This is a genomic window from Bifidobacterium thermacidophilum subsp. thermacidophilum DSM 15837, assembly GCF_000426425.1.
GTDB classification, from domain to species: domain Bacteria; phylum Actinomycetota; class Actinomycetes; order Actinomycetales; family Bifidobacteriaceae; genus Bifidobacterium; species Bifidobacterium thermacidophilum.
Genome location: NZ_AUFI01000001.1, coordinates 1 through 20,643, shown reverse-complemented (window position 1 = coordinate 20,643; position 20,643 = coordinate 1). Strand labels below are relative to the sequence as shown.

Annotated in this window: 15 protein-coding genes and 1 pseudogene; all 16 read right to left on the bottom strand. The window is 60.9% G+C overall.

Annotation, left to right across the window (positions count from 1 at the left end; all coding sequences use genetic code 11):
* Positions 1 to 518: 518 nt before the first annotated feature.
* Positions 519 to 1,856 carry a type I glutamate--ammonia ligase gene (gene glnA, locus K315_RS0100080; protein WP_015450119.1) on the bottom strand — a complete coding sequence of 446 codons (1,338 nt, stop codon included), beginning with the start codon at positions 1,854 to 1,856 and terminating at the stop codon, positions 519 to 521.
* A gap of 210 nt (positions 1,857 to 2,066) precedes the next feature.
* Positions 2,067 to 2,792 carry a bifunctional 1-(5-phosphoribosyl)-5-((5-phosphoribosylamino)methylideneamino)imidazole-4-carboxamide isomerase/phosphoribosylanthranilate isomerase PriA gene (gene priA / locus K315_RS0100075; protein WP_029575647.1) on the bottom strand — a complete coding sequence of 242 codons (726 nt, stop codon included), beginning with the start codon at positions 2,790 to 2,792 and terminating at the stop codon, positions 2,067 to 2,069.
* A gap of 234 nt (positions 2,793 to 3,026) precedes the next feature.
* Positions 3,027 to 3,674 (bottom strand): imidazole glycerol phosphate synthase subunit HisH, encoded by a 648-nt coding sequence (gene hisH / locus K315_RS0100070; protein ID WP_029575646.1) that lies wholly within the window; start codon positions 3,672 to 3,674, stop codon positions 3,027 to 3,029.
* 124 nt (positions 3,675 to 3,798) lie between these two features.
* Entirely contained in the window at positions 3,799 to 4,599 is an 801-nt protein-coding gene (locus tag K315_RS0100065; protein WP_029575645.1) for a hypothetical protein, read from the bottom strand.
* On the bottom strand, positions 4,599 to 5,198 hold the full coding sequence (hisB, locus tag K315_RS0100060) for an imidazoleglycerol-phosphate dehydratase HisB (protein ID WP_015450115.1): 600 nt from the start codon (positions 5,196 to 5,198) through the stop codon (positions 4,599 to 4,601). Before hisB ends, K315_RS0100065 begins: the two co-directional genes overlap by 1 nt.
* Before the next feature lie 159 nt (positions 5,199 to 5,357).
* Positions 5,358 to 6,521 (bottom strand): histidinol-phosphate transaminase, encoded by a 1,164-nt coding sequence (locus K315_RS0100055; RefSeq protein WP_029575644.1) that lies wholly within the window; start codon positions 6,519 to 6,521, stop codon positions 5,358 to 5,360.
* Positions 6,518 to 7,915 carry a histidinol dehydrogenase gene (gene hisD, locus K315_RS0100050; RefSeq protein WP_029575643.1) on the bottom strand — a complete coding sequence of 466 codons (1,398 nt, stop codon included), beginning with the start codon at positions 7,913 to 7,915 and terminating at the stop codon, positions 6,518 to 6,520. The genes K315_RS0100055 and hisD overlap by 4 nt, the downstream gene beginning before the upstream one ends.
* Before the next feature lie 289 nt (positions 7,916 to 8,204).
* A complete protein-coding gene (gene dnaE, locus K315_RS0100045) occupies positions 8,205 to 11,777 on the bottom strand; it encodes a DNA polymerase III subunit alpha (RefSeq protein WP_029575642.1) in 3,573 nt (1,190 codons plus the stop codon).
* Between the two features lie 10 nt (positions 11,778 to 11,787).
* Positions 11,788 to 12,729, bottom strand: a complete 942-nt coding sequence (locus K315_RS0100040) for an RluA family pseudouridine synthase (protein WP_029575641.1) — start codon at positions 12,727 to 12,729, stop codon at positions 11,788 to 11,790.
* A gap of 206 nt (positions 12,730 to 12,935) precedes the next feature.
* Positions 12,936 to 13,424, bottom strand: a pseudogene (locus K315_RS0100035) (signal peptidase II); the annotation flags it as partial.
* Between the two features lie 40 nt (positions 13,425 to 13,464).
* The gene (locus tag K315_RS0100030) at positions 13,465 to 14,895 is read right to left on the bottom strand and encodes a DivIVA domain-containing protein (RefSeq protein ID WP_029575639.1); all 1,431 of its coding nucleotides are present in this window, start codon (positions 14,893 to 14,895) and stop codon (positions 13,465 to 13,467) included.
* A 214-nt stretch (positions 14,896 to 15,109) separates the two neighbouring features.
* On the bottom strand, positions 15,110 to 15,391 hold the full coding sequence (locus tag K315_RS0100025) for a YggT family protein (RefSeq protein ID WP_029575638.1): 282 nt from the start codon (positions 15,389 to 15,391) through the stop codon (positions 15,110 to 15,112).
* 168 nt (positions 15,392 to 15,559) lie between these two features.
* Positions 15,560 to 16,042: a cell division protein SepF gene (locus K315_RS0100020; RefSeq protein ID WP_029575637.1), complete on the bottom strand. Its 483-nt coding sequence runs from the start codon at positions 16,040 to 16,042 to the stop codon at positions 15,560 to 15,562.
* 35 nt (positions 16,043 to 16,077) lie between these two features.
* A complete protein-coding gene (gene ftsZ / locus K315_RS0100015) occupies positions 16,078 to 17,379 on the bottom strand; it encodes a cell division protein FtsZ (protein ID WP_033521116.1) in 1,302 nt (433 codons plus the stop codon).
* Positions 17,380 to 17,494: 115 nt separating this feature from the next.
* Positions 17,495 to 18,730 carry a tRNA dihydrouridine synthase DusB gene (dusB, locus tag K315_RS0100010; RefSeq protein WP_081666341.1) on the bottom strand — a complete coding sequence of 412 codons (1,236 nt, stop codon included), beginning with the start codon at positions 18,728 to 18,730 and terminating at the stop codon, positions 17,495 to 17,497.
* Positions 18,731 to 18,893: 163 nt separating this feature from the next.
* Positions 18,894 to 20,414, bottom strand: coding sequence for a glycine--tRNA ligase (locus tag K315_RS0100005; RefSeq protein WP_029575634.1), 1,521 nt, complete (start codon positions 20,412 to 20,414; stop codon positions 18,894 to 18,896).
* Positions 20,415 to 20,643 lie beyond the last annotated feature (229 nt).

The window sequence follows — 20,643 nt, the reverse complement described above, 5'->3', positions numbered from 1 at the left end:
CAACCGCGGGCGTAAAGAACCGCTGGCGTCGGACGACGGTATCGTCACCGCCATGACCGTGAGGCTGACCGACCTGATGCCTTTGATCGCTCGGCGCGTTCTGCGTGTCTTGTGGTGTCAGCGTGCCCTGTGGTGCCTGCGTGTCTTGTGGAATTCCTGTCGTCGTGCTTTGCGTGTGTGTTTCGGCCATGCGCCGCGTTCCTCCTGTACGACCCGTCCGGCCGCCCATCCCAGTGAACCACCGGGTGTGCCCGAACACCGACCCTCTGGCACGTCAACTATCCGACGTCACCCGTCCACCGCTCTCTTACGCCCCTGTCCCACAAACCGTCTACGCAAAACCACCCACCAGCGTAACCAGTTTGTACGGGGAATTGTACGGGACACTCAGCGCACCACAACACACATTACGAACGCCATATAGATACGCCGAAGCCCCGCTGCGATTGACGCAAGCGGGGCTGACGGTACTGCATGCGCTGCCCGAAACACCGATTCGGCAGCGCGGACAGCCGGAGTTACAGGCGCTGCAAGTACTTGCCGAGCTCGTACGGCGTCACCTGACGGCGGTACTCCTCCCATTCCTGATGCTTATTGCGCAGGAAGTATTCGAAGGCGTGCTCACCCAAGACACCGGCCACAAAATCGGACTTCTCCATAATCTTCAGCGCCTCGTCGAGCGATTCCGGCAACGGCTGGATGCCCATCGCCTTGCGCTCGGCATCGGTGAGCTCCCACACGTCGTCGCTGGTCGGCTCACCCAAGGTCATCTGCTGTTCGATGCCGTCAAGACCGGCCGCAAGCAGCACGGAGAACGCGAGATACGGGTTGACCGCCGGGTCGAGCGCGCGGAACTCCATACGCGCGGAATTGCCCTTGCCTGGCTTGTACTGCGGGATGCGCAGCAGCGCGGACCGGTTGTTATGTCCCCAGCAGATGTAGCTCGGCGCTTCCGCCCCACCCCACAGACGCTTGTACGAGTTGACGTACTGGTCGGTGACCGCGCAAATCTCCGCCGCATGGTACAGGATGCCAGCGGCGAACTGGCGCGCGATAAGCGACATGTTGAACTCCTGGCCTGCCTCGTAGAAGGCGTTGGAATCGCCTTCGAACAGGCTCAGATGCGTGTGCATACCGGAGCCCGGTTGGTCGGCGAGCGGTTTGGGCATAAAGCTCGCGTGAATGCCACGTTCGAGGGAAATCTCTTTGACCACGGTGCGGAAGGTCATGATGTTGTCCGCGGTGGTCAACGCGTCGGCATACCGCAAGTCGATCTCGTTCTGGCCTGGACCGGCCTCATGATGCGAGTATTCAACAGAAATGCCCATCTGCTCGAGCATGTTGACGGTCGCGCGGCGGAAATCCATCCCCGGGCTGCGCGGCACGTGGTCGAAGTACCCGCCTTCGTCGATGGGTGTGGGGGCCTTGGACCAATCCTCCTGGTTTTCGAACAGGTAGAACTCGATTTCCGGGTGCACGTAGAAGGTGAAGCCCTTCTCTTTGGCTTTGGCGAGCGCCTGCTTGAGCACGTGCCGCGGATCGCCGAGCGACGGTTCGCCGTCCGGGGTGAGGATGTCGCAGAACATGCGTGCGGTGCCTTGCGGACCACCACGCCACGGCAGAATCTGGAAGGTGGACGGGTCAGGCTTGACAATCATGTCGTCCTCGGAAACACGCGTCATGCCTTCGATCGACGAACCGTCGAAACCAAGCCCTTCCTCGAACGCCGCTTCGAGTTCGGCGGGGGCGATGGCCACTGATTTCAGTGTTCCCAATACATCCGTGAACCAAAGTCGGATGAAGCGCACGTCTCGTTCTTCAACCGTGCGCAGGGCGAACTCTTGCTGTTTATCCATAGTTCTCATCGTCCCATCGAAATATTACGGACATGCTACACGGTTGCGATATTCCCGTGACTATGCCGCGTTTTGCGTTGCGTTTCGTGTGTTGACCCGCTGATTTCGCAGATCATCGTTGACCTTGGCAGATTCCTATTGCGAGGCGCGCTGCCGTGTCGGCCGGCGGTCGAGGCTGATTGATTCGGCTGCCTCGACCGCCGACTGCCGTCAACGCGCCACTTCGAGCGCTTCCCCGAGGGTGAACGCACGCGCGTATAGCGATTTGCCGAGAATCGCCGCATCCACGCCGAGCGGTGTGAGCTCCTTGATGGCGCGCAGGTCGTCGAGGCTACTGATGCCGCCGGATGCGGTGACATGCGCGTCGGTGCGCTCGGCGACCTCACGAAGCAGGGTCAGGTTTGGCCCGCTCATCATGCCGTCGCGTGCCACGTCGGTGACGACGTAACGCGAGCAGCCGACGGAGTCGAGGAACTTCATGGTTTCGAACAGGTCACCGCCCTCTTTGACCCAGCCGCGTGCGGCAAGCGTATGTCCACGCACGTCGAGGCCGACGGCAACCCGATCGCCGTACTTCTTGATGACCGAAGCGGTCCAATCGGGGTTCTCGAGCGCTGCGGTGCCGATGTTCACGCGCGCGGCACCGGCGTCAAGCGCTGCTTTCAAGCTGTCGTCGTCACGTACACCGCCGCTCATCTCGATATTGACTTTCTCACCCAGCTCCTTGACGATCGCGCTGAGCTGGTCACGGTTGTTCCCGGTGCCGAATGCGGCATCAAGGTCAACGAGGTGAATCCACTGCGCACCGGATTCCACCCAAGTACGGGCAGCTTCGAGCGGACTGCCGTAATCGGTTTCCGAGCCGGATTCGCCTTGGCGCAGACGGACCGCCTTGCCGTCGCGCACGTCTACTGCCGGGAGAAGGGTGAGTGCCATATTGCCCTCGATTCTGCGGGTGTCCCGCTGTCAGTGCCGGAATACCGGCTGTTTCGGATGATGTTTCGTATGCTTTGCTGAATGCTGCATCCGGGTGTGTTCCTCTGGCAGTCGCCAATGCGGCGGCCTGTGTCGTGGCAATGGCCCGCGCTGGCCTGCGATAGCTTGCGATTGCTTGCGATGGTCTGTCACAGTGTGAACCGCCACTGCTTAGACTGCCACTGCCCGGATCGCTTAGAAGGTCGAAACCCAGTTGCGCAACAGCTGTGCGCCCGCTTCGGCGGATTTCTCCGGGTGGAACTGGGTGGCGAACAGCGGTCCGCGCTCATAGGCCGCCACAAACCTGCTGCGCCCATACGTGCACCACGTCACCTTCTGCTCTTCCCCGCCGAAATCAATGTCTTCGGTGCCGTTTTCCACAGGCTGAGCGTCCATCGCCGCATAGGAATGCACGAAGTAGAACCGCTCCCCGGTCAGTCCGCGCAACAGCACGGAGCCTTGCGGCGCCTCGATGGTGTCCCACCCCATATGGGGAACCACATCGGCGTCCAGCAGGTTCACATCCCCGTGAATCAGACCCAAGCCGTCCGCCGGCTTGCCGAGCTCATTGCCATGGTCGAATATAATCTGTTCGCCGACGCACACGCCGAGCACCGGACGTCCGGCGCGCAAACGATCGTAGACGACGCGGTCACCGCCAACCTTGCGCAGACTATCCACGCAGGCACCGAACGCCCCGACGCCGGGGACGACAAGACCGTCGGCCTCAATAGCCTGACGATGGTCCGACGTGAGGGTCACATCAAGACCGAGATTGGCGAGCGCGCGCACCATGGAGCGCACATTGCCGAAACCGTAGTCAAAGACCACTACCGATGTCATCGTTGTCCTTCCTTTCGTCGGGGGCCTGCATGTGTGCGGCCCGCCGTCCGGTGTTCGTGGACGTTTCCACGGTACTCCGGGAATGTTACCGTGTTCCCGTCTCGTGTACGCCTTGGGTGCGGCGTTACGAGATGGAGGAATTGCCGCGCCCGAATCTGATATGCTTCGCGAGCACCGCCAAAGCCCCATCATGGTCGAGATCGGCGGAATCGAAGCTTTTGCGGTCGGAGAGGATATCCTCAAGCGGGGTTATGCCGAGCATCAGATCCTCAACGAACGGAGCCGCGGAGGCGAATAGAATCGGCGGCGCGAACTGCTCCCCCGCCTGACCTTGCAGGAACAGCGTGGCTTCGAGCTTGTCCGCGCGGTTGACCGTGAGAATTGCAGGCATGCCTGACACCACGGTTGTCAAATCCTTGGCTGCTGCTTCCGGACTGTCACCGTCAAGGTTGTGCAGGACGGCGACGGCGCCTTGCGGGTCGTCGATGCAGACGGCGCTGATATCGCTGAGCTGGCAGAATGCGGCAAGCAGTTCGGCCGAGGTCAGACGGGTGATGATAGCCGCCGCCTTGGCCTTGTTGCCGAGCAGCCCCTGCAACTCGTCGTCGAAGCTCGCTTCGATGGATTGCTGAGTTTCCGGCTGATCCGTGGATTCTCCGGTGCTGGCGCCGGCAAACAACGTGTCGTTCTGGCCGAAGCCGGAATCCGGACCTTGAGAACCCTGGTTCTGGGAATTCTGCGACTGGTCAAATTCTCGCTCGAAATCCGCCATCGCGGCGTCAAGATCGGCATCGTTGAAATGCAGACCGTCCTCGTTGCCGGAATTCGCGGAGTTCCCGGAATCACCGAAATTCCCGGATTCGCCGGCACCGCCGGACAGACCGGAATCGTCGCGATCGCCGGGGGTCGTCGTATCGTCGGCCATCACAGGGCTCCCTTGGTGCTGGGGATGCCGTCGACGCGCGGATCGGGCTCGATGGCGAACCGCAGCGCGCGAGCAACTGCTTTGAATTCGGCTTCCGCGATATGGTGCGGGTCGCGGCCGGCGAGCAGTTGCAGGTGCAGGCAGATGCCGGCGTGCAACGCGATGGATTCCATGACGTGGCGAACGAGCGAGCCGGTGAAATGCCCACCGATCATGCAGTATTCGAAGCCTTCCGGCTCTCCGGAGCACACCACGTACGGGCGACCGGAGATGTCGATAACGGCCTTGGCGAGCGCCTCGTCCAGTGGCACGGTGGCATCGGCGAACCTGCGGATGCCGCGCTTGTCACCGAGCGCCTGACGCAGGGCCTCACCGAAGACGATTGCAGTGTCTTCGACCGTGTGATGCACGTCGATGTCGGTGTCGCCGCTCGCCTTGATGTTCAGGTCGATAAGCGAATGTTTGCCGAGCGCGGTCATCATATGGTTGTAGAAGGGCACCGACGTGTCGATCTGGGTTTTGCCCGTGCCGTCAAGGTTCAGCGACAGATCGATGGTCGACTCGCTGGTCTTGCGCACGATGTGGGCTGTACGTGCCATGTTTCCTCCTCAGTTCCGGCCTGCGGCGACAGACCGGATGCGCGGCTTTCCGTCATGCTCGTTGGCTTGTTGACTTGTTGACTCGCGAGCTCGCAGGCTCGCGGGCTTGATTACGAAAACCGCACCGATTGGCTTGTTGTCTTCGCGATGTTCGCGCTATTAGGCTTCCACGATGCGTAGCACTTCGGCGAGCGCTTCACGGAAGCGGGCCATCTCGTCGTCGGTGCCCATGCACACGCGCAACCAGCCGTCCGGGCCGACCACGCGGATGAGGATACCGCGGTCAAGCAGCTCCTGGAAGATCCGCTCGCGGTTGTCGAAATGCCCGCCGAACAGCAGGAAGTTCGATTCGGAATCTGCGACTTCAAGCGGGACACCCTTATAGGTCTGGCGTTTGAGCCATGCCGCGGTCTGGTCGCGTACTTCACGCAAGTGGGCTACACGGCTGAGCTGCTCGTCGGTGTGTTCGAACGCGGCGAGGGCCACGGCCTGAGTCACGGCGGACAGGTGGTAGGGCATGCGCACGATGCGCACGCTGTCGATAATGCCCTTCGAAGCGGCAAGGTAGCCGACGCGCGCGCCCGCATAGGCGAAAGCCTTGCTCACAGTGCGGCTGACCGCGAGGTTCTCATGCTTGTTGATGAGCGTGACCGCGCTCGGCGTGCCCGGGTTGCGGAACTCCACGTAAGCCTCGTCAATCACGAGAATCGGGTGGACTCCAGGCGCCGCGCCGGCGACATCCGCCTGTTCGCAGGCCGCAAGTAGGCGTTCGGTGTCTTCGAGCGGCAGCGGCGTGCCAGTCGGGTTGTTCGGGCTGGTGAGCAGCACCATAGACGGCTTGATGTCGTTGATCGCCTCGATAGTGCGGTCCACGTCCAGCGTGAAATCGGCGTTGCGGTGGACGACCTTCCACCCGGTGAACGTGTCGCGCGCGTACTCGGGGTACATCGAGTACGTGGGGTCGCAGCTCAGCGCGGTGCGGCCGGGGCCACCGAAGGCCTGGAACAGCTGGAGCATGATTTCGTTCGAGCCGTTCGCGCCCCACAGCTGGCTGATATCAAGACGCGCGCCGGATTCCTTGGCGAGGTAGTCGCTGAAGGCCTGACGCAGCTTGATATGCTCGCGATCCGGGTAGCGGTTGAGCGTGGGGGCGATATCGCGGACACGTTCGACGATGGTGTCGATGACGTCCGGATTCGGCGGGTACGGATTTTCATTGACGTTGAGGCACACCGGCACGTCGAGTTGCGGGGCGCCGTATGGCTCCTCACCGATCAGGTCGTTGCGCAGCGGGAGGCTGGAGGGGATGGTGTTCTCGCTCATCGCAGTCCTGCCTGCTCTTCCTGCTGCTTGATGGTCGCCTTGTCGTACGGGTCGGCGATGAAGCGGCTCAGCACGCTCTCACCGTGCGCAGGCAGGTCCTCGGACACGGCGAAGGTGTTGATGCGGGCGGCGAGCGCCTTCAGGCCTTCCTCGTCGTATTCGATGACTTCGACCGGCTTCATGAAGGTGTGCACGCCGAGGCCGGAGGCGAAGCGCGCGGTGCCGGAAGTCGGCAGCACGTGGTTTGAGCCGGACATGTAGTCGCCCAGCGGGACCGGAGAGTATGGGCCGCGGAAGATCGCGCCCGCGTTCTTGATGCGCGGTACGACGGCATTCGGGTCGGTAGTCTGGATTTCCAGGTGTTCTGCTGCGTACGCGTTGACGGCGTCGATGGACTGGTCGAGATTGTCCGTCAGGATGATGCCGGACTGGCTGCCGGTCAGGGAAGTGGCAACACGCTCGGCGTGCTCGGTACGCGGGACTCGCTGGTCGAGGCTGGCCTGCACCTGCTTGGCGAAGTCCTCGGAATCGGTAATCAGGACGGAACCGGCGAGCTCGTCATGCTCGGCCTGACCGATCAAATCGGCGGCAACCCAGCTGGGGTTCGCGTCTTTGTCTGCGATAATGGCGATTTCCGTAGGTCCGGCGACCGCGTCGATACCGACGATGCCGGAGACCATGCTCTTGGCGGTGGCGACGAAGATGTTGCCCGGGCCGGTGATCTTGTCGACCGGTTCGCACAGAATCTCGCCGTCCTGCGGCTCGGAGCCCTTAGCCCCGTAGGCGAACATGGCGATTGCCTGAGCGCCGCCGACCGCGTAGACCTCGTCGACACCGAGGATGGCGCAGGTGGCGAGAATCGTCTTGTCAGGCAGACCGTCGGCGGTCGCCTTGCTCGGCGGGGTGGCGATGGCAAGCGATTCGACGCCGGCCGTCTGGGCGGGCACCACGTTCATGATGACCGAGCTCGGGTATACGGCCTTGCCGCCGGGCACGTACAAGCCGACACGCTGGATGGGGATCCAACGCTCCGCAACACGGGCGCCGGGTGCCAAATCAGTGTGGAAGTCTTGCGGCACTTGGGATGCGGACACCGCACGGCTGCGGCGAACGGACTCTTCGATGGCGGCGCGCACTTCGGGATCAAGCTCGTCGAGCGCCTGCTTCATAGCCTCGGCCGGCACACGCAGATGCTCGGGACGCACATGGTCGAACTTCTCCTCGAAATCACGAAGGGCCGCAGCGCCGCGGTCACGGACATCATCGAGGATCGGGCGCACCAGATCGGTGGCTTCCTTCGTGCCCATCTCGGCACGTGGCATCGCCGCCAGCATCTCGGCACGGGTGAGGCGCTTTCCGCGCAGGTCAATGATTCGCATGGTATTGTCGCTCATACCCTCACATGGTAGCAGCGGGCGAAAACCTTGCGCGGAAAAATCCCGGACCGCTGTCACATGCTGAGATGACGGCCTATGCGACAGGGCGTGACGGGACGCGTCTATGGCCAGCCCTCCCCCGCCGCCAATCCCATCACGTCTCCATGCGACTCCCAAATCACACGGCAGACAGATACCTACCGACAGCCGGCCAAACCCCGGACTATCCCGTCACCGTGCGACACCAAAGTCGCACCGCGCACCGATACGCCAGCAACCACCCGGCCATCAAACCGGTCGCCGCCCCTCAGGCGGCTGGCAGACAGCTCGGTCCGAAGAGAATCTTGATCTCCGCGAACAGCGAGGTGTCGCGCTTGACCCGGAACCGGTCGCCAAAGGTCAGCACTTGCGCGTCGCCCTTCTCCCCCATAATCGCCAGCTTCACCGGGCAATACCCCGGGTGGTTCATGAGCACATGTCCCAGCTGCATCACATGGTCCCGATCAAGCGCGACCGGCGGCAGCGTTATCACTACAGGCCGCGAATCGTCGGCTTCCAGCGACGGCACCTGCATTTCAGTGGCGCGCAGGCTCACTGTCTCGTCGCGCACCTCTACCTGTCCGCGTACCTGCACGACCTCGTCGATCGCCAGTTGCGCGGCGGCGGCTTCATACACCTTGCCGAAGAACATGCACTGGATGGAGCTTTCCATGTCCTCCACCGTCACGATGGCCCACGGATTGCCCTTCTTGGACACACGCCGGTCCACATTCGTGACGAGCCCGGCAATGGTGACCTGCTGGCTGTCGCCCATGGTCTTCGCCCGGTCAATCAGATGCGCAATCGACATTTCCCTAAGGTTCGCCAGAATCGCGGTCATGCCGCTCAACGGATGGTCGGACACGTACAGGCCGAGCATCTCGCGTTCAAAATTGAGTTTGGTCTTCTTGTCCCACTCCTCGATGTCCGGCACCACGACGGACGCATCACCCATCATGTCCGCGCCGCCGTCATCGTCATCGGCGAACAGATCGAATTGCCCTTCCGCCTGCTTGCGTTTGAGCCCGATCACCGAGTCGATGGCCGTTTCATGAATCTCATACAACGCCCGGCGATTCGGGTCGATCGAATCGAACGCGCCCGCCTTGATCAGCGATTCCACCAGACGGCGGTTCAAGGCGGTGACCGGCACACGGCGGATGAAGTCCATGAAATTCACGTACTTGCCGCGGGCGGTTTCACGTTCGGCGATGATATCCTCAACCGCCTTGTCGCCCACGTTGCGGATGGCGCCCAGGCCGAAACGCACGACATCGCCGACTGCCGAATACTCGAGCCGCGACTCGTTGACATCCGGCGGCAACACCTTGATGCCCATGCGTCGGGCCTCGCCGAGGTACAGCGCGGTCTTGTCCTTGTTCGTGCGTTCGTTCTGCAGCAGCGCCGCCATGAATTCGACCGGATAATGCGTCTTGAGATACGCCGTCCAGTACGAAATCAAGCCGTATGCCGCGGAATGCGCCTTGTTGAACGCGTACCCGGAGAACGGGACCAGGATATCCCACACCGCCTGCGCGGCTTCCATCGAATACCCGTGTTCCTTCATGCCCTGGAAGAACGGGACTTTCTCCTTAGCCAGCACTTCGGGCTTCTTCTTGCCCATCGCTCGACGCAGCACGTCTGCCTTGCCCAGCGAATAGCCTGCGAGGATTCGTGCGGCCGACTGCACCTGCTCCTGGTAGACGATCAGGCCGTAGGTTTCGCCGAGCACTTCGTTGAGCGGCTCGGCCACCTCCGGATGGATCGGAGTAATCTTCTGCAAGCCGTTCTTACGTTTCGCATAGTTGTTATGCGAATCCATATCCATCGGGCCCGGCCGGTACAGCGCAATCAATGCGGAAATATCGTTGAAGTTATCGGGCTTCAGGGTCTTGAGCAGCGATCGCATACCGTCGGAATCAAGCTGGAACACGCCCAGGGTGTCGCCCCGTGCGAGCAGCTCGTAGGTTGGCTTGTCGTCAAGCGGAATCTTCGTGTAGTCAATCGGCTCTTTGCCGTTGTTGCGGATGTTCGTCAGCGTGTCGCGGATGACCGTCAAGTTGGACAGCCCGAGGAAATCCATCTTCACCAGGCCGAGCGTTTCGCACGTATGGTATTCGAAGGTCGTGGTGATGGTGCCGTCGGTGCGTTCCAGCAGCGGAGACGTGTTGGTGATTGCCTCGGAACCCATGATTGTCGCGCAGGCGTGCACACCGGTCTGGCGGATCAATCCTTCAATGCCCTTGGCTTCCTCGGTGATGCGCTTGGCGTCCGGATCGGCGTCATACAATTCGCGGAATTCACGAGCCTCGGCATATCGCTTCGACGTGGGGTCGAAGATGTCGTGCAGGCTCGCGTCCTTGCCGTTCTTGCTCGGCGGCAGGGCTTTGGTGATGCGCTCGCCCACGGAGAACTCGTAGCCCATGATGCGTGCGGAATCCTTGAGCGCCTGCTTGGTTTTGATGGTGCCGTAGATCACGCATTGGGCGACTTTGTCGTGCCCGTACTTGTTGGCCACGTAGTCGAGGACTTTCATACGCCCGTCCGGATCGAAGTCCACGTCGATATCCGGCAGGGAGACGCGTTCAGGGTTGAGGAAGCGTTCGAAAATCAGGCCGTGCTTGAGCGGGTCGAGTTCGGTGATGCCCATCGCGTAGGCGACCATGGAGCCTGCTGCGGAGCCACGGCCGGGGCCGACCATCACGCCGTGCGATTTCGCCCAGTTGATGTAATCGGCGACGACGAGGAAGTAGCCGCAGAACTGCATCTGGCAGATGACGCCGCATTCGTAGTCGGCCTGTTTGAGCACTTCGATTGGCGGATTGCCGTTGTACCGGCGTTTGAGGCCCTCGTCGACATGCTTGAGGAACAGTGAGGTCTCGTCCCAGCCTTCGGGGCAGTCGAAGCGCGGCATGAACGCGCCGTCCTCGTGGTCGTCGAAGATCACGTTGCACCGGTCGGCGATGGCGAGCGTGTTGTCGCAAGCTTCAGGCAGTTCTTTGAACAGGTCGCGCATTTCCTGCGCGGATTTGATGTAGTAGCCGGAACCGTCGAATTTGAACCGGTCGGGGTCGTCGAGCCGCGAACCGGAGTTGATGCATAGCATCGCGTCCTGCGCATCGCGGTCCTCCTCATGCACGTAGTGGGAGTCGTTGGTGGCGAGCAGCGGGGCGTTCAGCTTCTTGGCGATGGTCAGCAGGTCTTTGGTGACGCGCTGCTCGATTTCCAGCCCGTGGTCCATGAGTTCGATGTAGAAGTTGTCTTTGCCGAAGATGTCCTGCATTTCGCCGGCGGCACGCAGGGCCTCGTCGAATTGGCCGAGTCGCAGGCGCGTCTGGATGATGCCTGAGGGGCAACCTGACGAGCAGATGACGCCCTTGTGGTGGCGCTGGAGCACTTCCTTGTCCATACGCGGGTAGCGCATGACGCGCCCCTCGAGATTGGCGACGGACGAGGCTTTGATGAGGTTCACGAGGCCTTCGTCGTTCTCCGCCCACAGGGTGAGGTGAGTGATCAGGCCGCCGCCGGAGACGTCGTCAGGATTGCGTTCGTGATGCGGCTGCGGCACCCAGTTGGTGTCCCAAGAGACGCGGGTTTTGTCTTGGCGCGCGGTTTCCGGTGTCACATACGCTTCGATGCCGATAATCGGTTTGATACCTTGGTCTACGGCGTTGCGCCAGAGCTCGTAGGCTCCGTGCATATTGCCGTGGTCGGTGATGCCGACGGCCGGCATGCCGAGTTCCTTGACGCGCTTGACCAGATCCGGGATTTTCGAGGCACCATCAAGCAGCGAGTAATGCGTATGGTTGTGCAGCTGGACGAAGTTTCCGGAATCTGTCATGCCGTCCACTCTAACCAAGCGAGTTGACCGGCGGCGTGGCGTGCTTGGCTTCCAGCGAATCCAGCGCGTGTTGCAAATCCGCAGGGTAGCGCGACTTGACGGTCGTCCACACATGGGTGCGAGGATGGCGGAATTCCAGTTGCATCGCATGCAGCCACTGACGTTCGAGCCCCAGTTCCTTCGCCATCACCGGGTTCGCCCCGTACATCGGGTCTCCTACCAGCGGATGCCCGATGGACGAGAAGTGGACGCGGATCTGGTGGGTTCGTCCGGTTTCGAGGTTGACTTTCACCAGTGTGGCTTCGCCGAAGCGTTCGAGTACATCCCAATGGGTGATCGCTTCCTTGCCGGTGGGGGTCACCGTGAAGCGGAAATCGGAGACTTTCGCCCGCCCGATTGGCGCTTCGATGGTCGCCTTGTCTTCCTTGAGATTGCCTTGGACGAGCGCATGATAGGTTTTCACGACTTCATGTTCGGCGAATTGCCGGCGCATCTCCTTGTAGGCGAGATCTGATTTGCATACGAGCATGAGCCCGCTGGTACCCACATCCAACCGGCTGACGATGCCCTGTCTACCGGCCGCCCCGAGCGAGGTGATGTGCACGCCGCGCTGCAACAGGCTACCGAGGACGGTCGGGCCGGTCCAGCCGACGGAGGCATGGGCGGCGACACCGACCGGCTTGTCCACCACGATCACGTCGTCATCTTCGTAGACGACCGCCATGTCCTCGGCGAGAGGTTCAGGTTCTTTACCCTCCTCGACTATATCGAATTCGACGATATCGCCCTCCATGAGGGTGCTTGATTTGGCCATCTCACGGTTCAAACCGCGCACCTGGTTGGTTTCAATGAGTTCGGCTGATTTGGCGCGCGATATGCCGAGCATCTTGGAGACGGCGACATCAAAGCGTTTGCCGATCAGGGCGTCGGGCGCTGGTGCAAGACGGCTCATCTAGCCCCACTCCCCCGGCCGTTCACCTCGCTATCCTCTTCGGGCCGATCGGCCTTGCCGGCATCCGTGTCGCTCCCGCTGGTACTCGCGATAACACGTCCAGGCAGTTCCTCGGACGGCTCCGCTGGCATCTCGGCCGGTTCGTCACTGGTTGCCGACAAATAAGCTTCCGCAGGAATCGGTTTGCGGCCGTCTAGACCGCTGCGGAATGCGACGCCGCGCAATACGAGGGCGCACACACCGATTCCGGCGATGGTCAGGAAGATGTCCGCGACATTGCCGACCGACCATCCGTAATCAATGAAGTCAACGACGCGACCGTCAAGCACATGCTCGGCGTACACGACACGGTCGATAAGATTGCCTGCCGCACCGCCGAACGCGGTGCCCAGCAGGACCGCCCACTCGTGTGAATCGGTTTGCGCTGAAGCATACGCCAGCAACACGCACGCCACGAAGGCGAGGATGGAAATGACCCATGTGTGTCCTGAGGCGAATCCGAGCGAGGCCCCGGGATTGTGCACGAGAACAAAAGACAGCAGATGAGGGATGACCTCGATGATATTGCCGCCGGACAGTGCCTGTTTCGCCCACGCCTTTGTCCCTTGGTCGAGGACGAGCACAATCACTGCCGCAACAGCAAAGACGGCCACGTACTTGCTACGCGACCGTCTTGTTGCCTGAGATGGATTCATGGATTCCAAACCTGAAAACCGTTACCTGGTCAGACCGCGATCAGCGACGACGCGGGTTGGACTGGGACTGGTCCACTTTGCTGTAGTTGTTGGAATCGGACACCTGATTCATCAGCTGGCCAAGGAAATCAGTAAGGCGAGTGCGATACTCGGTCTCGAACTGCTTGAGCCCTTGGATGTTGCTTTCGATGACCTTGACCTGGTTCTCAAGCTCGCTGCGAACCTGCTTGGCGTAGTTGTCCGCGCCGGAACGGGTCTTGTTGTCGTAGTCGGCAGCACGACGCTGGACTTCAGCCTCGTAGTTGTCGGCTTCCTCGCGCTTGTTCTTCGCGTACAGGTCGGCGTCCTGACGGGTCTTGACGGAGTAACCGTCGGCGTCGGCATGAACCTGCTTGTTGTACGCGTCAGCGTCGGCACGGGTGGACTTGTTATAGTCGTCTGCCTCGCTGCGAGTTCGGCTCGAGTAATCGTTGGCCTTGGTGACAAGCTCTTCGTACTTGGCTTGGCTTGCCTCGATGATTTCCTTGGCCTTGGCCTTGCCCTTGTCGACGTACTGATCATGCAACTGCATAGCCAGGGTGAGCATTGCGGTGGCACGCTCCGGCTCGCTGGAAGCGCTCTGTGCAGCACCGGCAATCTTCTGGAGGCTGCCGGTTTCGGTGCTCGGCTCGACCTTCTCGATTTGCGCACGAAGCTTGTTCTCACGCTCACGGGATTCCTCGAGCTGACGCTGGAGTTCCTTGACCTGCGTGCCAGTCTGCTGCTGGACGGCAAGCTGCTGACGTGCAGCGGCCAGTTCGCGGCTGAGGTTCTCCGTGTTGGCACGGAACTGGTCGCGTTCGCGGGTGACGGCATTCAGCTGCTCGACGACGTCCGTGTTGCCGGCTTCCTTTGCCGCCTGCGCGGTGAGCTGATCGATCTGCGCGCTGAGACGATCGACCTGGCTCTTGAGCTGGTCATTCTGGTTCTTGAGCTGTTCGCTCTGGGCCTTGGCCTGCTCGATCTGCTGGTTGAGCCTGTTGGCCTGCTCGGTGAGCTGGTCGTTCTCATGCTTGAGCTTCTGGGCAAGAACGGTGGCCTGCTCGCTCTGACGCTTGAATTGATCATTCTGCACAGCGAGTGCGCGGTTGTTCTCTTCAGCCTTGTGCAGCTGCTCGGTCGCGGTCTTCGCGGCCTGATCCGCAGCAGAGGCATTGCCCGCCGTAGCCGCGACAGCCTTGAGATCGGTGTTTTCCTTCTTCAGGGATTCAATCTGGTTGTTCAGCTCGGAAATCTTGGCGTTAAGATTCGCCACATCCTGGCCGAGAGGCTGCGTGGCCGGGCCGTTCTGCATCGCCTGCTTGCCGAGAGCTTCGACCGTCTCGGTTACCTGGTCAAGGAAGTCATCGACTTCATCGACGTCATAGCCTTCCTTGAAGCGTACCGTTTGGAAGGTATGCTCCCTAATATCCTTTGGCGTCAAAAGAGCCATAAATCTCCACCTCGCTTTGAGTAATGCCTCGCTGTGACGGTATCTATACCGATGCTAGCACGACCCATATGAATTCCTGACCGATTTCGCGCTCTTTTTTCGTGTCGCGGTCATGATATCTGCGATTCTCCTAGCGAATCGTCACTCTGTCTTCAGCATTTACGAGGATATGCAAGCGCTCACGCGTGTTCATGAAGGTACACAAGTATTCGCGTCAGATGAGCGCCCGCAGCAAACCGAGCGCAAAATACAGGACAATGAAGCTCAGGTCAATGGCGATCGGTCCCAACGGTAGTGGCGGGATATAGCGCCGCAGCCACCGTAGCGGCGGCTCGGTCAGATCGTAGACCAAATGGATAATATCACCTGCGATACGCCCCGGACGCCATTGTGGGGCGAGCATGAACACCCAGTCGAGAATCATACGAATGAACAGCACGGTGATGTATGCGTCGAGCAGCAGGTTAATCACGAAAATAGCCAAAGATACAAGCACAAGCCCAGCATAGCAGGAGGGCTTCGATGATTACGCGCTCATCGAAGCCCTCATATGGTGACAGGTATTGGGCTCCGTGCTACTAGTCGGCGCCAGCTGGACCAGTGCCGGTAAGACCGGTGTCGGCAGGTGCCAAGCCATACCGGCATCAGACCGCGTCAGACCGCGTCAATCGGCGAAGAGGTCGTGTCCGGCAGCCTTGGATTCAGGTTCCTCGACCTTGATGTTGATCTGCGCGGGGCTCAACAGAAAGACCCGCGGGGTCACGCGCTCGATGGATCCGCGCACGCCGAACACCACGCCCGCTGAGAAATCGACGATACGATAGGCGATCGCTTCAGGAACCCCGGTGAGATTCAGCACGACTGGCACACCGTCGCGAATCGCACGGCCTACGAGCTGGGCATCGTCATAGGTTTTCGGGTGAATCGTAGTGATCCGGCTGACACGTGCCGGGAACTGGCTGGCTCCACGGCTCGACGACGATGCCGACGAGCTTGCGAGCTGTGACGTTGACATCGGCGCCACCGTGTGGTCGGAATCAAAGGTTGATTCCTTGTCGTCTTCCTCCTGGTCGAGCAGGTCGTCATCGTCGTCGACGACATCGGACATGCCCAGATAGGACATCGCGTTCTTCATGAACCCAGCCATCTCAGCTCCTTTTACTTACTCGTGCCTTGCGCCGTTCACCGCAGGAAATCCGGAATGTCCAAATCGCCTGGATCGTTTGACGGCACAACGCGGTGCTCGGTGGTCGCATCTCCGTCATCGCCGTACTGGCCGTAGTTGCCGTACCCGTAGTTGCCGGCAGCGGGATTCTGCTGCGGGGCGACGTAGGGAGCGGCAGCCGGGCGTTCAGGTGCCGGCGACGCTGGGTTCTGGGCACCGGCGTCGATGAGGTTCCCGCTGGCCGGCTGCGCTTGCTGCGGCTGGGCTGCGGGGGTTGCCGCCTGTTGCGCCGGCTGCGCATTGGTGGCAAGCGGCTGGGCTGCTGCCGGGGCGCCCGCGTCGGCAGCTTCCTTGCCCGCCTTGTCGAATCCTGCCGCGATGACGGTGACGCGCACCTCATCGCCGTAGGCGTCGTCAAGCGAAAGACCCCAGATGATCTGTGCCTCGGGATGGATGGCCTTCTTGACCAGTTCGACAGCGTGGGAAGCTTCGAGCAGCTTGAGGTCGGTCGGGCCGGCGATGTTGACGAGCGCGCCTTGAGCGCCCTCGATGCTTTCTTCAAGCAGCGGCGAGCTGATGGCGATTTCCGCGGCCTGCGTGGCGCGGTCCTCGCCCCGGGCTGAGCCGATGCCGAAGAGCGCGGTTCCGGCACCGCGCAGAATGGTGGTGACATCGGAGAAGTCCACATGAATGTACGGGTTGTTGGTCATCAGATCGGTGATGCCCTGCACGCCCGCAAGCAACGCGGTATCTGCGGTTCGGAACGCATCGACAATGCCGATGGACTTGTCGGACAGCTCGAGCAGGCGGTCGTTCGGAATGACGATGATCGCGTCGACTTCCTTGCGCAGGTTCTCGATGCCCAGCTCGGCAGAGGCTTCACGACGCGGCCCTTCGAAGCTGAACGGCTTGGTGACCACGGCGATGGTCAGTGCGCCCTGCTGCTTTGCGGCGCGCGCGACAATCGGGCTGGCGCCGGTACCGGTGCCGCCGCCCTCGCCACAGGTCACGAAGACCATATCAGAGCCTTTCAAGGCCTCCTCGATATCAGATTGATGGTCCTGTGCGGCCTTCGCACCCTTCTCCGGGTCCGCACCAGCGCCAAGCCCACGGCTGGTGGCATCGTTGAGCGCGATCTTGATGTCGGCGTCCGAGCGCATCAGATCTTTCGCATCAGTGTTGATGGCCACGAATTCAACGTTTTGCAGACCTTCGACGATCATGCGGTTGACAGCATTGCCACCGGCTCCGCCGACCCCCACGACCTTGATGTTGGTCTTGTCGTTGAAATTGTCTGTCTGGGCAATCTCGCTCACCATTGTCTCCTGTCACTTACGGTTATGCTCAACTGTAGCGCAAAACCAGTAACACATACGTTATTTCTTGGTATGTACCGCGTTTTTTTCACGTGTCGCGGAGCAGCCAAGGGTTCTGTCAATAGCTTACGTCCATCGGATCGTCGCCGAACAGCGTTTCTCGTTGTTCGTGTGTCGTGGTCCTGGACTCAAGCCATCCATACGGCAGGTGTACCTTTTTCGCGTATCGCACACGCCCGCGCGGTTTGTCGATGATTCGCTGCGGGTATGGGGCTTGTGGATCGAGCGTATCCATGACACGCTTGACATCCGCAATATTTTCACATTCCATGAAGGCTTTACGCGTCGTGCCTCCGACCGGGAATCCTTTGAGATACCAAGCGATATGCTTCCGCAGATCATGCACCGCCATGCGTTCGTCACCGTCGTAGAACTCGGTGAGTAACCCGGCGTGACGAAGAATCACCGCACATACTTGGCCCAGATTCGGGTTCGTTCTCTCATCGCTGCCTTCGAAGGCATGTTTGATATCGGCGAACAGCCACGGCCTGCCCTGGCATCCCCGCCCGATCGCCACACCGGCGCAACCTGTTTCACGGACCATCGCCAACGCGTCATCCGCGCCCCAGATGTCCCCGTTGCCGAACACGGGAATGTCCAGACGCTCCACCAATTCGCCGATACGGCTCCAGTCGGAATGGCCGCCATAATATTCGGCGGTGGTACGGGCGTGGAGGGTCACGGCAGCACAGCCCTCCTCCTGGGCGATATGCCCAGCTTCGAGGAAGGTCTCGTGCTCATGGTCGATGCCCACGCGGATTTTCGCGGTCACGGGAATGCCCGCCGGCCCGCACACGGACACCACGCGGTGGATGACCTCAGTGAACAGGTCGGTTTTCCATGGAAGCGCAGAACCGCCACCGCGCCGGGTGACCTTGGGCACCGGACATCCGAAATTCAGATCGACATGGTCGGCCATATTGTTGTCGACGACAATGCGCGCCGCCTGTTCGACGATGGATGGATCGACCCCATACAATTGCAGGGAGCGGATTTTCTCGCTCGGTGCGAAACGGCACAGGCGCAAAGCCTTAGGATTGCGGGCCACGAGTGCGCGGGCAGTAATCATTTCGGCGACATACAAGCCGTCTGGCCCGTACTCTTCGCAGATGACGCGGAACGGCCAATTGGTCACGCCTGCCATCGGAGACAGCATGACCGGCGTCGGCACATGGATGCGCCCAAGGTCCACGGGATGAATCTGCACCGGACCGGAGGTCGCCGTAGAACGGGGATCTTCGCCGAGTCTGGAATCGCCGCGCTCGTCGATGATGTCCTCGTCGTGCTTGCTCATACCCTTGGATTCCTTTCCCGTAAGCGCTTACTTCCCATCCCGGCGCACTCGCCAACTGATTGTGCGGGTGTACTCCTCCACCGCACACATCCACAAACTGGCTACGCCAAGAGGCTTCCTAACGTAAGCAGTTTGTAGAAAGATGACGCGCGCGATAGCGATATCAGTACAGTCCGCCAGCCTCGGCGATCTTCACCGGCTGGGTCTCGTCGATGCCGCTTTCCTTAGAAACGTCCATGCCACCGTCTGCCGCCTTCACACCGGTCACACTGGCCGGACCTTCCGGATAGCGCACGCGCTTCTCGCTCACGCGGTCGGCCACATAATCGGCGACCTTGTCAAGGCTGACGCGCTCCTGCTGCATGGTGTCGCGCTCACGAATCGTGACCGCGTTGTCGTCAAGTGTGTCGAAATCGACGGTGACGCACAGCGGGGTGCCGATCTCGTCCTCACGACGGTAACGACGGCCGATGGCGCCCGCCTCGTCGTAGTCGATCATCCACTCATGCTGACGCAGGTCGGCGGCGAGGTTGTGAGCAATGGTCTGCAGCTGCGGCTTCTTGCTCAGCGGCAGCACCGCGACCTTGACCGGGGCCAGACGCGGGTCAAGACGTAGCACCGTGCGCTTGTCCACGCCACCCTTGGTGTTCGGAGCCTCGTCCACGTCGTACGCGTCCACGAGGAAGGCCATCAGGGAACGGGTCAGGCCGGCGGCCGGTTCAATCACGTACGGCACGTACTTCTCGCCGGTGGCCTGGTTGAAGTAGCTCAGGTCCTCGCCGGAATGCTTCGCATGGGCGGACAGATCGAAGTCCGTACGGTTCGCGATGCCTTCCAGCTCGCCCCAATCGGAACCCTGGAAGCCGAACTTGTATTCAATATCGACCGTGCGCTTCGAATAGTGCGCGAGCTTCTCCTTCGGATGCTCGTAATGGCGCAGGTTCGCCGGGTTGATGCCCAAATCAAGGTACCAGCGGGTGCGGGTATCGATCCAGTACTGGTGCCAATCCTCATCAGTGCCGGGCTCGACGAAGAACTCCATCTCCATCTGCTCGAACTCGCGGGTACGGAAGATGAAGTTGCCGGGCGTAATCTCGTTGCGGAACGACTTGCCCATATTCGCAATGCCGAACGGCGGCTTGGAACGGCTCGCCATCATCACGTTCTTGAAGTCCACGAAAATACCCTGCGCGGTTTCCGGGCGCAGATAGTGCAGCGAGTTCTCGTCCTCGACCGGGCCGAGATGGGTGCGCAGCATCATGTTGAAGTCGCGCGGTTCCGTCCACTTGCCGCGCACACCGCAATCCGGGCACACAATATCAGCCAGACCGTTCTCCGGCATCTTGTCGCCATGCTTTTCTGCATAGGATTCCTGCAACTTGTCGGCACGCTGGCGCTTGTGGCAGTTGAGGCACTCGATGAGCGGATCATTGAACACGGACACGTGGCCGGATGCAACCCACACTTCCGGCGGCAGGATGATGGAAGTATCCACGCCGACGACATCGCCACGCGTGACGACCATGGAGCGCCACCATTCACGCTTGATATTGTCTTTCAGCGCGACGCCGAGCGGGCCGTAATCCCACGCGGAACGGGTGCCGCCGTAGATCTCGCCCGCGGGGAACACGAACCCGCGACGCTTGGCGAGGGAGACGACTTCATCGAGTTTAGAACTAGCCACAATGCACCTTCTGGTTTGACGGTTTTGGGACGTATGACGGAAGTCAAGCTTACCGATACGTTCTGACACGAAGCCGGTGCCGGGTGCCGTGTGAGGATTGGCTCACATACCGCCCATCGGGCAGGGAACGTCCCGCCCTACTCAGGAAACAGAATGCCGGCACGCGCATGCCCCGACATACGCAGCTCACCTGAGAGGAAACAAACCACACAATCCGGAGGCCGTAATG